Origin of the sequence: Rhizobium sp. BK619 (assembly GCF_014195245.1) — a bacterium.
Classification (GTDB): domain Bacteria; phylum Pseudomonadota; class Alphaproteobacteria; order Rhizobiales; family Rhizobiaceae; genus Rhizobium; species Rhizobium acidisoli.
Genome location: NZ_JACIBH010000008.1, coordinates 316,861 through 332,254 on the forward strand (window position 1 = coordinate 316,861; position 15,394 = coordinate 332,254).

A 15,394-nucleotide genomic window follows, 5' to 3' on the forward strand; every position below is an offset into this window, starting at 1 on the left:
CGAAAATTATGGCGAAACAGGACGAGTTGGTATTCCTGCCTCTGGGCGGCGTTGGCGAGATCGGCATGAATCTCGCTCTTTATGGCTACGGCCCGCCCGAGCATCGCCAATGGATCATGGTCGATTGCGGCGTCACCTTTCCCGGCCCCGACCTGCCGGGCGTCGACCTCGTGCTGCCCGATATCCGCTTCCTCGCCAGCGAGCGCAAGAACCTCAAGGCGATCATCATCACCCATGCCCATGAAGACCATTATGGCGCGCTCGCCGATCTCTGGCCGGGCCTGAATGTGCCGGTCTATGCCTCGGGCTTTACCGCTGGTCTGCTCGAAGCCAAGCGTAATTTCGAAAAGGCCAGGATCGGCGAAGTGCCGGTGACGCCGTTCAAGGCAGGCGACACGATCAATGTCGGCCCCTTCAGCATCGAAGGCGTGGCCGTCAACCATTCGATCCCCGAGCCGATGTCGCTGATGATCCGCACGCCGGTCGGCAACGTCATCCATACCGGCGACTGGAAGATCGACCACGAGCCCTCGCTCGGCCCGTTGACCGATGAGACGCGGTTCCGCCAGCTCGGCGACGAGGGCGTTCTGGCGCTGATGTGCGATTCTACCAATGCGCTGCGCGACGGTGTTTCGCCCTCCGAAAAGGATGTCTCGGAAAGCCTGCGCAAGATTATCGAGGATGCCGAGGGCCGGGTGGCGATCACCACCTTCTCGTCGAATGTCGGGCGCATCCGCACCGTTGCCGAAGCTGCCGAGGCGGCCGGCCGCGAAGTGCTGCTGCTCGGCAGCTCGCTGAAGCGGGTCGTCGACGTCGCCCAGGATATCGGCCTGATGGAGGGCGTAAAACCCTTCATTTCCGAGGAGGAATACGGCTACATCCCGCGCGATAAGGTCGTCGTCATCCTGACCGGTAGCCAGGGGGAGGCGCGGGCAGCGCTTGCCAAGCTCTCCCGCGACGAGATGCGCAATGTTGCCTTTGCGGCAGGCGATATCGTCGTCTTTTCCTCCCGCGCCATTCCCGGCAACGAGAAGGCGATCCAGGACATCAAGAACGGCCTTGTCGAGCAGGGCGTGCACATCATCACCGATACCGAGGCGCTGGTTCATGTTTCCGGCCATCCCCGCCGCAACGAGCTGCAGCGGATGTACGAGTGGACGCGGCCGAAGATCGTCGTGCCGGTGCATGGCGAGGCGACGCATCTGACGGCGCATAAGGAACTTGCCGAGCAATCCGGCATCGCCCTGGTGCCGCGCGTGCGCAACGGCGATATTCTGCGGCTGGCGCCCGGTCCCGCCGAGGTGATCGGCCAGGCGCCGCATGGCCGCATCTACAAGGACGGCTCGTTGATCGGCGATTTCGACGAGATGGGGATCGGCGAGCGCAAGAAGCTCTCCTATGTCGGCCATGTCGCGGTCAGCGTCGTGCTCGACGCGCGTTATGACATCGTCGGTGATCCCGATCTCGTTTCGATCGGCCTGCCTGTTTATGACGACGAGGGCGAGGAGATGGAAGATACGCTCTTCGATGCGGCGATCAGTGCCATCGAAAGCATTCCGCGCGCCCGCCGCAAGGATATCGACATGGTGCAGGAGGCGGTGCGCCGCGCCATCCGCGCCGCGGCAAACCATGCCTGGGGCAAGAAGCCGGTTGTCACCGCCTTCGTTACCAAGGTCTGATCATGCTCGGCCGGGTAAACCACATCGCCATCGCCGTTCCCGATCTGGCAGCGGCGACCGCCGCCTATCGCGACATGCTGGGTGCTGCCGTATCGCAGCCGCAGGCTCTGCCGGAGCACGGCGTCACCGTCGTCTTTGTCGAATTGCCGAACACCAAGGTCGAATTGCTGCAGCCGCTTGGGGAAACCTCGCCGATCGCAACCTTCCTCGAAAAGAACCCCTCCGGCGGCATGCACCATATCTGTTATGAGGTGGACGATATCCTGCTTGCACGTGACCGGCTGGTCGCGGCCGGGGCGAGGGTGCTCGGCGACGGCCAGCCGAAGACCGGCGCGCATGGCAAGCCGGTGCTTTTCCTGCACCCCAAGGATTTCTTCGGCACGCTGATCGAACTCGAACAGGCGTGAAGCCTGCGGCAGAATGCCCTCTAGGCGGCCACACGCTTCATCGGCTTTGAGTTGGCTGCCATTCCGCCGTATAAGGGCCGAACTGGAAGTGACAGAACGTCTGTCGCATGCTGTCGGCGCGACACTATCGGGAACCCCAATGCTTCAGATTTTTCTTCAGGGATTTGCCGTCTATTTCATCATTTGGTGGATGACGCTTTTCGCTGTCCTGCCGATCGGTCTGCGCACCCAGGCTGAGGACAATGACGTCGTGCTCGGCACTGTTCCGAGCGCGCCGAGCCGCTTTCGAGCCGTCTTCACCTTTTCGCTGACGACGCTGATTTCCGCTCTGATCTACGGCACCTGGTATGTCTGCGACACCTATTTCGGCTGGGGCTTCGATGCCCTTCCACAACTCGGGCCGAGCTTCTATTAAGATCAAACTTTTGCCCAAACTTTGGGCATATGTATATCATTAAAAAGCGACCTTCGTCATACCAGCGTCATGCTGTTGCGGCAAAGAGCTGCCGTAACGGAATGAGGATCATTCCCTTACGAAAGTTGGCTGGATTTTTAGGGGCGGATGAAGCCGAAAAGCCAAAAAAAAACAAGGCTAAAAGCCTTGTTTTAAGTATCGCGTGATCTGTAACCGTTGCCGGGGCAGCGACGAGCGCGCCTAAGATCTGATCCTCCCAAGACTTGACCGCGAATTCGGCAAGAATTTATCCTTCCTGCCTGTTTTGTGAGCTAAAGCTAGCTCAAACATTGGGCTTTGTCATTAGCTTTTTTTGCATTTTTGCTACACTCTAGCAAAATTTTTCTGTTGACAAGATTTTCGTTCAAGTCCTTATAAACACGCGCTTTTTCATGCCCTGTCATTTTGCGGGGCTGAACATGCGCGTGCGGGAGGTTGCCGACATCAGTTGCGGGTTTCCTTCCTGCCGCGAAGCGGCTATGAACGCTCCCGACATTAACCATTGTCTCTCGATTCCGCTTGCGGCGGGATCTCAACTGCTTCGGAATCCGCCATGCGTCTGTCCCGCTATTTCATGCCCATCCTCAAGGAAAACCCCAAGGAGGCGGAAATCGTCTCCCACCGGCTGATGCTGCGCGCCGGCATGATCCGCCAGCAGTCGCAGGGCATCTATTCCTGGCTGCCGCTCGGCAAACGCGTGCTCGACAAGGTCAACGCCATTATCCGCGACGAGCAGAACCGGGCAGGCGCGATCGAGTTGTCGATGCCGACCCTGCAATCGGCCGAACTCTGGCAGGAAAGCGGCCGCTATGACGCCTATGGCAAGGAGATGCTGCGCATCAAGGACCGCCAGGACCGGCCGATGCTCTATGGCCCCACCAACGAGGAGATGGTGACGGATATTTTCCGCTCCTCCGTCAAGTCCTATAAGGACCTGCCGCTCAATCTCTACCATATCCAGCTGAAGTTCCGCGACGAGATCCGCCCGCGCTTCGGCACCATGCGCTCGCGCGAATTCATGATGAAGGATGCCTATTCCTTCGATCTGACGCGCGAAGGGGCGGAGCATTCCTACAACAAGATGTTCGCCGCCTATCTCAGGACCTTCGACCGGCTCGGCCTGCGCGCCATTCCGATGCGCGCCGACACCGGCCCGATCGGCGGCAATCTCAGCCATGAATTCATCATCCTTGCCGACACCGGTGAGTCCGAAGTCTTCTGCCACAAGGATTTCGTCGGCTTCGATATTCCCGACGACCGCACTGATTTCGACAGCGTCGACGGCCTGAAGGCGATCTTCGACAAGTGGACCTCGCTCTATGCGGCGACCTCGGAAATGCATGACGAGGCGGCCTTCAACGCCGTTCCCGAAGGCGACCGCCTGTCGGCGCGCGGCATCGAAGTCGGCCATATCTTCTATTTCGGCACGAAATATTCCGAGGCGATGGGCGCGAAAGTGCAGGGGCCCGACGGCAAGGAACACTTCGTTCACATGGGTTCCTACGGTATCGGCCCGACACGCCTTGTTCCCGCCATCATCGAAGCATCGCATGACGACAACGGAATCATCTGGCCGGCGTCGGTCGCGCCCTTCGATATCGTGGTGATCAACATGAAGGCGGGCGATCAGGCCTGCGACGATACCTGCGAGCTGATCTATGCCGCGCTGACCAAGGCCGGCAAGGATGTGCTCTACGACGATACCGACGACCGGGCCGGCACGAAGTTCGCGACCGCCGACCTGATCGGCGTGCCCTTCCAGATCATCGCCGGCCCGCGCGCGGTCGCCAACGGCGAAGTCGAGGTGAAGGACCGCAAGACCGGCGCCCGCGAAACGATGACCATCGAAGCGGCGATCAACAGGTTCGTGGCTTAAGGAAACGGAGGCGAAATGGCAGAGGCAGCAGTGGACCGGAGTTCGAAATCCGGCTTGGGTCCGGCTGGCAAGCCATTTTCCACCTTCGAACGCCTCGTGGCGTGGCGCTATCTGCGCGCCCGCCGCAAGGAGGCCTTCATTTCAGTGATCGCCGGCTTCTCCTTCGTCGGCATCATGCTCGGCGTTGCGACGCTGATCATCGTCATGGCCGTCATGAACGGCTTCCGCACCGAGCTCGTCTCACGCATCCTCGGCATCAACGGCCATATGATCGTCCAGCCGTCCGATGGCCCCTTCACCGATTATGCCGACCTCTCCAGCAGGCTGGCCGCCGTGCCGGGAGTGAAGATGGCGCTGCCCTTGGTGGAAGGCCAAGTGCTTGCCTCGGCCCAGGCTGGCGGCAGCACCGGTGCGCTGGTGCGCGGCGCCCGCGCCGAGGACCTGACCAAGCTCAAGACGATCTCCGGCAACATCAAATCAGGCGACATGGTGGGCTTTGCCTCCGGCCAGGGCGTGCTGATCGGCACCGGCATGGCCAACCAGCTCGGCCTGAGCGTCGGCGACCTCATTACTCTGACGTCACCGGATGGTGACATTACGCCGATGGGCGTCAGCCCGCGCGTCAAGTCCTACAAGATCTCCGGCCTCTTCGAGATCGGCATGTCGGAATATGATTCCTCGATCATCTTCATGCCGCTCGAGGAAGCGCAGCTGTATTTCAATGCCGAGGGACTGGTGCAGTCGATAGAGCTTTTCGTCGATCACCCCGACGATATCGACACTCTGCGGCCCAAGGTGGAGGAAGCGGCGGGCCGCCAGATCAACCTTACCGACTGGCGCCAGCGCAACCAGACCTTCTTTTCGGCGCTGCAGGTCGAGCGCAACGTCATGTTCATGATCCTGACGCTGATCGTGCTTGTCGCGGCTCTGAACATTATCTCCGGCCTGATCATGCTGGTGAAGGACAAGAGCAGCGATATCGCCATTCTCCGCACCATGGGCGCCAGCGCCGGCGCGATCATGCGCATCTTCTTCATGACCGGGGCGGCGATCGGGATCGTCGGCACTGTTGCCGGCGTGCTGCTCGGCGTCCTCGTCTGCGTCAACATCGAATCCATCCGCCAGTTCTTCTCCTGGATTTCAGGCACGGTGATCTTCAATCCGCAGGTCTATTTCCTCAGTCAGCTGCCGGCCGAGATGCAGCTCAGCGAAACGATCTCGATCGTCGTCATGGCGCTGACGCTCTCCTTCATCGCGACCATCTTTCCGGCCTGGCGCGCCTCCAGGCTCGATCCGGTGCAGGCCCTGCGCTACGAATAAGGAATGCCGCCTTCATGAAACGCAACGTCGTTCTCAATCTTACCGGCGTCGAGCGCCATTACGGGCAGGGCGATACGCTGCTGCCGATCCTGAAGGGCGCGGATTTTTCGATGTCGAAGGGCGAGATCGTCGCTCTCGTCGCTCCCTCCGGCACCGGCAAATCGACCCTGCTGCATATCGCCGGTCTTCTGGAGCATCCGGACGGCGGTGAAGTCAACATCAGCGGCCATGCCTGTGACGGCCTGAGCGATGAGAAACGCACCGCGATCCGCCGCAGCGAAATCGGCTTCGTCTACCAGTTCCACCACCTGCTGCCGGAATTTTCCGCACTTGAGAACATCATGATGCCGCAGCTGATCGCCGGGCTGTCCTGGAAGGAAGCCGGAGAGCGGGCCGGCCAGCTTCTCGACTACATGCGCATCGGCCACCGCGGCGCCCATCGCCCTGGCGAGCTTTCCGGCGGCGAGCAGCAGCGCGTGGCCATCGCCCGCGCCGTCGCCAACGCGCCGACCCTGCTTCTTGCCGATGAGCCGACCGGCAATCTCGATCCGGAAACGGCAAGCTACGTCTTCGATGCGCTGGAGGCGCTGGTGCGTCAGTCCGGCCTCGCGGCCCTCATCGCCACCCACAATCACGAGCTCGCCCGCCGCATGGATCGGCGCGTGACGATCTCGGATGGCAAGATCGTCGATTTCTGACGCTGAGCTTAAAACGCGTCGCGTGAATCAAGTTTGATGCGACGTGCTTTAGGGGATGACCAGTCCGCCGCGATAATCGAGCATATAGGCTTTCCGGTTATCGACCATGATGCATTCATTGCCGCTGAACCGCTCGCAGTTCCCTTCGCTGTGATCGATATAGCGGCCGAGCGGATGATCGAATTCCATTCCGCCGAGAAAGCGCCGCTGGCGATACATGGCTGAAAGTGCCGCCTTGATCACCGCACCGGCGGCAGCGCCGTCGATGAGATCCGGTGCAACGATCCAACCGAAATAATTCATCACCCAGACAGGCTCGCCGGCAAACCAGACAACCTCCTGTCCGGCGAAATCGGTGCCGCCGAAATAACTGTCGAGATAGCGCCAGTCGCCGCGCTCATAACCGATATCGTGGGCACCCGGCCGGCAGGGCGCGTGGGACACCGCCGCCGACATAGGTCGCAGCCTTGGCTTCCACGACGAATTCATTGAGCATTGCAATGTCGAGCATATCCCGTTCTCCTCTCCGCCGGATGCTGGCAAATATGCTGCGGCATGTAAAGAACAAAAACAGAACAATAATGGGAAGCAAGCGGGTCGCCGTAAGAGGCGGTCTGCCGCGCAAGCAGCATGTCCCAGCGTCACCGATTGCGAAAGGACCGGAGCGGCCCAACGGATCGCGCACAGGTCCCCGCCGATTCGCGATGCGCGTCCCGGGATTTTCAAACGCAAGAAAGAAGGAAAAGATTCCTGTTGACAATGGAACATATATCGAACAAATTGAAAACATAACGAGTAAAGGAGAGCCAAATGACTGACATGATCCGTGATATCGCAGCATTCACCTCCATCGCAATGTTCGTCGCCAGCTTCTCGCTCATCGTCATGGCGATCTAAAGTTTTCAGGGGACCGCATGCCAAACATGCGGTCCGGACGCGGGACTTCTTCTGGACATCATCGCCCTCTATGCCGACAATGCGTCCGATTCATTCGGGTGATTGGGAAGGCATGACATGGCGGATATGGCAATGGGTTCAACGGGTGAGGCGACCGGCGGTACGCCGGGCTTCATCCACCTGAGGGTCCACTCCGCCTATTCGCTTCTCGAAGGCGCCTTGCCGCTGAAGAAGATACTTTACAAGGCGACCGGCGACAGCCAGCCGGCGATCGCCATCACCGATACCAACAATCTGTTCATTGCGCTGGAATTCTCCCAGAAGGCGATGGACGACGGCCTGCAGCCGATCATCGGCTGCCAGGTCTCGATCGACATGGAAGACGGGTTGGAAACGGAAAAGCGCGGCGGCCAGCAGGCGCTGGTCAAGCTGCCGTCGATCGTTCTTCTTGCCGCCACGGATGCCGGTTACGAACGGCTCGTCGATGTCGTCAGCCGCGCCTATCTCGGCGGTGAAAGCAACCAGGCGATCCATATCCGTGCCTCGTGGTTGGAGGAGGCCGGCACGGAAGGGCTGATCGCCCTGACCGGCGCCCTAACCGGGCCTGTCGACGCGGCGATCAAGGAAGGCCATCCCGCGCAAGGGGAAGCCCGGCTGCTTGCGCTGAAGCGTCTCTTCGGCGACCGGCTCTATGTCGAATTGCAGCGGCACGGCACTTACGACAAACGCCACGAGCAGAAGATTGTCGGGCTCGCATATGCCCATGACCTGCCGCTCGTTGCGACCAACGAGGCTTTCTTTCCGACACGCGACGATTACGACGCTCATGACGCGCTGATGGCGGTCGCCCACAATGCCATCGTCTCCGACGACAGCCGCTTTCGCCTCACCCCGGACCATTATCTGAAGAGCCGGGCCGAGATGGCCAAGCTGTTTGCCGACTTGCCGGAAGCGCTGGAAAACACGATCGAGATCGCCAAGCGATGCTCCTTCGTGCTGAAGACGCGAAAGCCGATCCTGCCGCGCTTCACCGGCGCGACCGACGACGCCGAGGAGGCCGAACGCGCCGAGGCGAGCGAGTTGCGCCGCCAGGCTGTGGAGGGGCTGGACATGCGGCTTGCAACGCTCGGCATGTCGCCGGGCTACGAGGAAATGGATTATCGCGAGCGGCTGGATTTCGAGCTCAGCGTCATCGAGCGCATGCGTTTTCCCGGTTACTTCCTGATCGTTGCCGACTTCATCAAATGGGCCAAGCAGCACGACATCCCGGTCGGTCCCGGCCGCGGTTCGGGCGCCGGGTCGCTTGTCGCCTACGCCTTGACGATCACCGACGTCGATCCGCTGCGGTTTTCGCTGCTCTTCGAACGCTTCCTCAATCCCGAACGCGTCTCGATGCCGGACTTCGACATCGACTTCTGCCAGGACCGCCGCGAAGAGGTGATCCGCTATGTCCAGGCCAAGTATGGCCGCGAACAGGTGGCGCAGATCATCACCTTCGGTTCGCTGCAGGCGCGCGCCGCCCTTCGCGACGTCGGCCGCGTGCTTGAGATGCCCTACGGCCAGGTCGACAAGATCTGCAAACTCGTGCCGAACAATCCGGCCAATCCGACGCCGCTCTCCAAGGCGATCGAGGAGGAGCCGAAGCTGCAGGAGGAGGCGGCGAAAGAGCCTGTCGTCGCGCGCCTGCTCGACATTGCCCAGAAGATCGAGGGGCTTTACCGCCATGCCTCGACGCATGCCGCCGGCATCGTCATCGGCGATCGCCCGCTTTCCAAGCTGGTGCCGATGTATCGCGATCCGCGCTCGGACATGCCGGTCACTCAGTTCAACATGAAATGGGTGGAGCAGGCCGGCCTCGTCAAGTTCGACTTCCTTGGCCTGAAGACGCTGACCGTCCTGAAGGTCGCCGTCGATTTCGTCGCCAAACGCGGCATAAATGTCGATCTCGCGGCCATTCCTCTCGATGACAAACCGACCTACGAGATGCTGTCGCGCGGCGAGACGGTCGGCGTGTTCCAGGTGGAAAGTGCCGGCATGCGCAAGGCGCTGATCGGCATGAAGCCGGACTGCATCGAGGATATCATCGCGCTGGTGGCGCTCTACCGCCCGGGCCCGATGGAGAATATCCCGACCTACAATGCCCGCAAGCACGGTGACGAAGAGCTGGAATCGATCCATCCGATGATCGACCACCTGCTCAAGGAAACCCAAGGGGTCATCGTCTATCAGGAACAGGTGATGCAGATCGCCCAGGTCCTGTCCGGCTACTCGCTCGGAGAGGCCGATCTTCTGCGCCGGGCCATGGGCAAGAAGATCAAGGCCGAGATGGACCAGCAGCGCGAACGCTTCGTCGTCGGCGCCGTCAAGAACGGCGTCTCGAAGCCGCAGGCCGACAATATTTTCGAACTGCTGGCGAAGTTCGCCAATTACGGCTTCAACAAGTCGCATGCCGCCGCCTACGCCATCGTCTCCTACCAGACGGCCTATATGAAGGCGCATTATCCGGTCGAATTCCTCGCCGCCTCGATGACGCTCGACATGTCCAACACGGAAAAGGTCAATGATTTCCGCCAGGATGCCAAGCGGCTCGGCATCGAGGTGATCGCCCCTTCGGTGCAGACCTCCTTCCGCCATTTCCAGACCGGCGACAACCGCATCTATTACGCGCTGGCCGCCCTCAAGGGCGTCGGCGAATCCGCCGTCGACCATATCGTCGAGGTGCGTGGCGACAAGCCCTTTGCCGGCATCGAGGATTTCTGCCTGCGCATCGATCCGCGCCAGGTCAACCGCCGTGTGCTCGAAAGCCTGATCTTTGCCGGCGCCTTCGATTGTTTCGGCACTGATCGCGCCCAGCTTTCAGCCGGCCTCGACCGTATCCTCGGTTATGCCCAGCGCGCCCAGGAGAACAAGCTGAGCGGCCAGTCGGATATTTTCGGCAGCACCTTGACCTCGGGGCCCGAGAAGATTTCCCTCCCGCCTTTTTCGCCCTGGCTTGCCTCCGAGCGGCTGCTCAAGGAATTCCAGGTGCTAGGCTTCTATCTCACCGCCCACCCGCTCGATTCCTACAACAACCTCCTGCAGAAGATGCGGGTTCAGACCTTTGCCGAGTTTTCCCAGGCGATCAAACAGGGCGCCTTCAATGCGCGCCTCGCCGGCACCGTCATTTCGAAGCAGGAGCGCAAGACCCGCACCGGCAACAAGATGGGCATCATCGTCTTTTCCGATTCTTCGGGCCAGTTCGAAGCGGTGCTGTTTTCGGAAATGCTGAACCAGTATCGCGACGTGCTGGAGTCGGGAAAATCCTTCGTGCTGACGGCCACCGGCGAGGAGCGGCCGGAGGGCATCGGCCTGCGCATCCAGACGATCCAGTCGCTGGAGGAAAAGTCGCTGCAGATGCAGAAGGCGTTGCGCGTCTATGTCAGAGATTCCGGGCCTCTGAAGATGGTCGCCGGCCATCTCAACGCCAGGGGTGATGGCCTCGTTTCCTTCATCGTCATCAAGGAGGAGGGCAAACGTGAGGTGGAAGTGGCGCTGGCGGAGAAATACCGCATCACGCCGGAGATCGCCGCCGCTCTCCGCGCCGCCCCCGGCGTCGTCGATGTCGAGCTTGTCTGATCATCTCGGGGTGATGCACATCAACCCGCGCGATTTGATCATCCCGGGGTGATTGCGATCAACCCCGGGTGATGGTGATGAAATCCGTGCCTTCGCCGGTATCCCGGCCAAGGCCGGTATCGGAGATCGTCAGTGTCGAGCCGGGCGCGATCAGCGCCTCGATCCTGCGGCGGGTTTCCTCCGGGATCGTGATGCGGCTGAGCGACCGGGCGATCGGCCTGCCGCTGACGATCGAGCTTTCCTGATTGGTGACACCGAGCCGCTTCATCGTCTCGCGCGAGAGATTGTTTTCGAGCGTGATGCCGAGCCAATCCGTCGTGCCGGCCTTTTCATCGAGTGCATGCAGCGTGAAGAAATGCGTGCCGAGCGCCAAGCCCGGATCGGCGATCGTCACCGGCGCTTCGAAGATCGGCTTGAACGCCCGACGCACCATGATGACGCCGTTCGGCGGTTCGCCCTTGCCTGTGGCGGCATAGACCGATTTGAGCAGCGTGTCGGAGATGAGGCTCCTGTCGCCGGCAAATTCCGCCGGCCGCAGCGTCTTGAACGTCTTGATCGCCTGCACGGTCGCCGGCCCGAGCAACCCGTCCGGATCGCCGGCGGAAAAGCCGAGTTGGTTGAGCAGGGTCTGGATGTCGATCACCGTCTCGCGCAGCGTGCGGCGGGTGATCAGCATGCTGATCGGTTCGGACGGCCGCTCGGCTTCGGGCGCCGCAGCCGGCGGTGCTGCCGGCATCGGCATCGCAGCCGTGTCGTTCATCGCCACCTGCACCGGTGCGCCCGGGCTGTCGGGCATCGAGGGCCGCAGTTCGACATCCGAAAGCAGCAGCATCGGCGCCGGCGCCTCTGGATGGAAAAGGGTCGGATGGTCGATCGGCTGCGGCACGACTTCGCCGTCGCTGATGATGACCGGAATGCCGGGCTCGGTCATCCCGTAAAGCTTTTTTGCAAAAGCGCCGGGCATGCGCACGCAGCCGTGCGAGGCCGGATAACGCGGCACGGAATTGGATTCGTGCAGCGCAATGCCCGACCATGTCAGCCTTTGCATGAAGGGCATCGGCGCGTTCGAATAGAGATTGGATTCGTGGTACTTCTGCTTTTCGAGCACCGAGAAGATGCCGCTCGGCGTCGCGTGCCCGTCCTTGCCGGTCGAGACCTTCGAGGTCGCGACGACCTCGGTGCCGTCATAGACCGCAAGCGACTGCTTGTCCTTCGAGACGATGATCTGCAGCGTGCGCGCATCCGCGGCAAGAGCAGGGTGCACGAGTGCGGTGGCCGACAGCAAGCCGAGGCCGAAGACGAGACGCGAGAACATGATAGCCAACCATACGCAATACTTGCCCGGCACATTATGGGACGAAGTTTAAGGAAGATTTTATGGGCCGCGCGGCGCTCACGGCTCACGCTTTAGTGATCGCGCTTGCCGCTGCCGAAGGTGTAGCCGGTCTCGACGGTGTTCTTCCCGAACTTGTCGCGCAGCTTGTCCATCGCCGCTTCGGCCGCCGCCCGCCGGCCCGATTGCCGGTCGATGAGATCGGGCGGATCGGCACGGGCGGCATCGCTGAGATCGGTGACGCCGATGCCGAGCAGCCGGAACTTCGTGCCGTCCGTCTCCTTTTCGAGAAGCTCGAGCCCGGTGCGAAAGATCCGGTCGGCAAGCTGGGTCGGGTCTTCGAGCTTGCGGTTGCGCGTGCGTAACTTGAACTCGGCGGTCTTTAGCTTCAGGACCACGGTCTGGCCGGCGATGTCGTTTTTCTTCAGCCGCCAGGAGACCTTTTCCGAGAGATTGCGCAGGATCGGCACCAGATCGTCATAACGCCAGATGTCGTCGAAGAAGGTGGTCTCCGCTGAAACGCTCTTGGCCGCGTCGTTGAGATGCACTTCACGGTCGTCGATCCCGCGCGACAGCCGGGCGAGCCGCTGGCCGATGCTGCCGTAGCGGCGCATCAGGTCGTTTTCCTCCATCTGCTGCAACTGGCTGATGGTGCGGATACCATCAGCCTCCAGCGTCGCCGCAAAGGCCTTGCCGACGCCCCAGATCGTGGTCACCGGACGCGGCGCCAGAAACTCGACCGCTTCCTCGCGCCCGATAACCGAAAAGCCGCGCGGCTTCTGCAGGTCGGAGGCGACCTTGGCGAGGAATTTGCAATAGGAAAGCCCGACCGACACGCTGATGCCGATCTCCTTCTCGACCCGGCGGGCGAATTTGGCCAGGGTGCGGGCCGGCGGGTCGTGATGCAGCCTCTCGGTGCCGCCAAGCTCCAGAAAGGCCTCGTCGATCGACAGCGGCTGCACCAGCGGCGTCAGATCCTGCATCATGGCGCGGACCTGGCGCCCGACCCGGACGTATTTTTCCATGTCGGGGCGGATGACGATCGCCTCGGGGCAGGCTTCCAGCGCCTTGAACATCGGCATCGCCGACCGCACGCCGTGGATGCGGGCGATATAGCAGGCGGTGGAAACGACGCCGCGTTTGCCGCCGCCGATGATCACAGGCTTGTCGGCAAGGTCCGGATTGTCGCGTTTCTCGACGGCCGCATAAAAGGCGTCGCAATCGATATGCGCAAGCGTCAAGGCATAGAGCTCGCGATGGCGCACCAGACGCGGGCTGCCGCAGGACACGCAGCGGCGCGCCTCGCCCTTCTGCTCGGCAAGGCAGTCGCGACAGAAGCCGGGTGTCTTGTCGGGCGCGGGCGTCATCATGAGAACAAAGGTTGAACGCCGCGACACTACGCCTTAAGCTTCCGAGTCTCAAGAGAGGCGGGAGCTTTGCCTTTGGATAACGATCTTCGTTTCGAGCCGGTAACGGCAGAACGCTGGGACGACTTCGAAACCCTGTTCGGACCGCAGGGTGCCTTCTACAATTGCTGGTGCGTCGCCTTGCGCCTGCCGCATGCGATCAGAACGAAGATGGCGGCCGACGAGCGCAAGGTGCATATGCACGACCGGATCAAGGCCGGGCCGCCGCCGGGCATTCTCTGTTATGCCGACGGGGCGCCGGTCGCCTGGGTGCAGGTCGGGCCGCGCCATGACGTGCCGCAGTTCAATTCGCCGCGCACGGTTTCGCGGCCGCTGGAGAAGGGTGATGCGGACGATCCGTCGATCTGGGCCGTCAGCTGCTTCTTCCTGCTGCCGCGCTTCCGCGGCAAGGGCATGAGCCATCGCCTGCTTTCGCTGGCGATCGATCATGCGCGGCGCCAGGGCGCGCGGTTGCTCGAAGCCTGTCCGATCGATCATGTGAAGCAGTCGAAATCGGTGACACTGTGCATCGGCTCGACGGCGATCTTCGATGCGGCCGGTTTCGAGACGGTGGCGCGGCGCAAGGACGGCCGACCGCTCATGCGGCTGGAACTGCAGGGCTGAAAGCGCCGGCAAGGAAGTGCGCCTCGATCAGCGCGGCGGCATCAGTCCAGTCGCTGACGCGGGTGATGTCGTCGGCTGCCGCCGGCGCGAAACGATGGACGGGGGAGTCGGGCATCAGGTGAATCAGCAGGCAATCGGCAACATGTTCCCTAACGGAATGCAGATTGCGCGCCATATCATCGATGAAGACGACGGGAAGGGAGCGGCTGGCATGCAAAGCGTGAACGATCGGCCCTTTGGGCTCTTCGCTGGCAAGCAGCGGAAAAAGCAGGCCCATCCTGTCGAGCAGGCGGCGGCGCTGGTCCTGGAACCGCGGCTGCATGGCCGTCAGGAAAAGCACGTCGGCGGCCTCGGAAAGCCGGCCGAGCGTCTCGACGACGCGATCGAGCGGCGTCTGCCACAGCTCTTGCGCCTCGAAGAATTCCTCGATCAGCCGGCTGACCCGCTGATCCTCGATCTCCGCGCCATCGGCCTGCGAGACGATGTTGCCGTGGAGCCGGAACGAGCGCGGCAGGAAGGCATGCCCCCGGCTTTCAAGAAAAAGCTGGAACGGGCCGATGAACTGCAGCACGACATCGTCGACGTCGCAGACGATCAGCGGCCGTTCGCCGAGCCGGATATGCGAGGTATCGAGTTGCGCTATGCCGGTCACCGTCAATATTCCCCGGAATCGAGGCCCGGCGAGGAGAAATGCTGCCAGGCGGCGGTGACCGTTTCCGGGCTGATGCCGCTCGCCGTGCAGAAAGCCATCGCCGTCGGTTCGTGGTTTATCAGGAAATCCATCATGCCGGCGAGAAAGCCGGGATCGTTGACGGCGCTGCGCACCTGGCCGGGCGCAACACCGGTCAGCGCAAGAAATCGGCCGAACATGTCGGGATCGTCGGCAAGCCAGCCGAGCACGGCGATCGCGGTCGCGTGCGGGTCGGCGGCCGGTTGTTTCGAAGTCTTGAAGTTGCTTTGCATTTCGAGGGGTAAGTTACCTTTTCTTCAACCAAATACCGCTAGCGTGCGCTATCGGTTTCACGGAGCAATTGTCCGCATGTGCCTTTCTCATGGGACGAACCGCTGCGCGAACGGACGTAGGG

12 protein-coding genes and 1 pseudogene are annotated in these 15,394 nt (G+C 61.7%); 8 read left to right on the forward strand and 5 right to left on the reverse strand.

Annotated elements, in window-relative coordinates:
• Positions 1-8 precede the first annotated feature (8 nt).
• From FHX14_RS17555 to FHX14_RS17580, 6 genes are all read left to right on the forward strand, one after another.
• On the forward strand, positions 9-1,679 hold the full coding sequence (locus tag FHX14_RS17555) for a ribonuclease J (RefSeq protein ID WP_003587263.1): 1,671 nt from the start codon (positions 9-11) through the stop codon (positions 1,677-1,679).
• Positions 1,680-1,681: 2 nt separating this feature from the next.
• Positions 1,682-2,086 carry a methylmalonyl-CoA epimerase gene (gene mce, locus FHX14_RS17560; RefSeq protein ID WP_003587261.1) on the forward strand — a complete coding sequence of 135 codons (405 nt, stop codon included), beginning with the start codon at positions 1,682-1,684 and terminating at the stop codon, positions 2,084-2,086.
• 139 nt (positions 2,087-2,225) lie between these two features.
• Positions 2,226-2,501 (forward strand): DUF1467 family protein, encoded by a 276-nt coding sequence (locus tag FHX14_RS17565; protein ID WP_003587260.1) that lies wholly within the window; start codon positions 2,226-2,228, stop codon positions 2,499-2,501.
• 592 nt (positions 2,502-3,093) lie between these two features.
• On the forward strand, positions 3,094-4,416 hold the full coding sequence (proS, locus tag FHX14_RS17570; protein ID WP_003587259.1) for a proline--tRNA ligase: 1,323 nt from the start codon (positions 3,094-3,096) through the stop codon (positions 4,414-4,416).
• 15 nt (positions 4,417-4,431) lie between these two features.
• Positions 4,432-5,736, forward strand: a complete 1,305-nt coding sequence (locus tag FHX14_RS17575) for a lipoprotein-releasing ABC transporter permease subunit (RefSeq protein ID WP_003587258.1) — start codon at positions 4,432-4,434, stop codon at positions 5,734-5,736.
• A gap of 14 nt (positions 5,737-5,750) precedes the next feature.
• Positions 5,751-6,434 carry an ABC transporter ATP-binding protein gene (locus FHX14_RS17580; RefSeq protein WP_003587257.1) on the forward strand — a complete coding sequence of 228 codons (684 nt, stop codon included), beginning with the start codon at positions 5,751-5,753 and terminating at the stop codon, positions 6,432-6,434.
• A 48-nt stretch (positions 6,435-6,482) separates the two neighbouring features.
• On the opposite strand, the pseudogene FHX14_RS17585 reads toward FHX14_RS17580, so the two are convergent.
• A pseudogene (locus FHX14_RS17585) lies at positions 6,483-6,945 on the reverse strand (DUF5680 domain-containing protein).
• A 503-nt stretch (positions 6,946-7,448) separates the two neighbouring features.
• Here FHX14_RS17585 and dnaE point away from each other — a divergent pair.
• Positions 7,449-10,946, forward strand: coding sequence for a DNA polymerase III subunit alpha (gene dnaE / locus FHX14_RS17590; protein WP_184377914.1), 3,498 nt, complete (start codon positions 7,449-7,451; stop codon positions 10,944-10,946).
• 58 nt (positions 10,947-11,004) lie between these two features.
• Here the strand turns inward: dnaE and FHX14_RS17595 are convergent, their stop codons facing one another.
• Both FHX14_RS17595 and FHX14_RS17600 read right to left on the reverse strand, forming a co-directional pair.
• Positions 11,005-12,261, reverse strand: coding sequence for a L,D-transpeptidase family protein (locus FHX14_RS17595; protein WP_184377915.1), 1,257 nt, complete (start codon positions 12,259-12,261; stop codon positions 11,005-11,007).
• Between the two features lie 92 nt (positions 12,262-12,353).
• Positions 12,354-13,646, reverse strand: a complete 1,293-nt coding sequence (locus FHX14_RS17600; protein ID WP_184377931.1) for a DNA polymerase IV — start codon at positions 13,644-13,646, stop codon at positions 12,354-12,356.
• Between the two features lie 75 nt (positions 13,647-13,721).
• Between FHX14_RS17600 and FHX14_RS17605 the strand changes: the two genes are divergently transcribed.
• Positions 13,722-14,309 (forward strand): GNAT family N-acetyltransferase, encoded by a 588-nt coding sequence (locus FHX14_RS17605; RefSeq protein WP_184377916.1) that lies wholly within the window; start codon positions 13,722-13,724, stop codon positions 14,307-14,309.
• On the opposite strand, the gene FHX14_RS17610 is transcribed toward FHX14_RS17605, so the two are convergent.
• Together FHX14_RS17610 and FHX14_RS17615 are read right to left on the reverse strand one after the other, a co-directional pair.
• Complete coding sequence (locus tag FHX14_RS17610; RefSeq protein ID WP_003587251.1) at positions 14,284-14,961, reverse strand: hypothetical protein; 678 nt, start codon at positions 14,959-14,961, stop codon at positions 14,284-14,286. The two genes, FHX14_RS17605 and FHX14_RS17610, sit on opposite strands and share 26 nt — an antisense overlap.
• A gap of 2 nt (positions 14,962-14,963) precedes the next feature.
• Positions 14,964-15,272: a DUF3572 domain-containing protein gene (locus tag FHX14_RS17615; protein ID WP_054181884.1), complete on the reverse strand. Its 309-nt coding sequence runs from the start codon at positions 15,270-15,272 to the stop codon at positions 14,964-14,966.
• Positions 15,273-15,394: the final 122 nt, after the last annotated feature.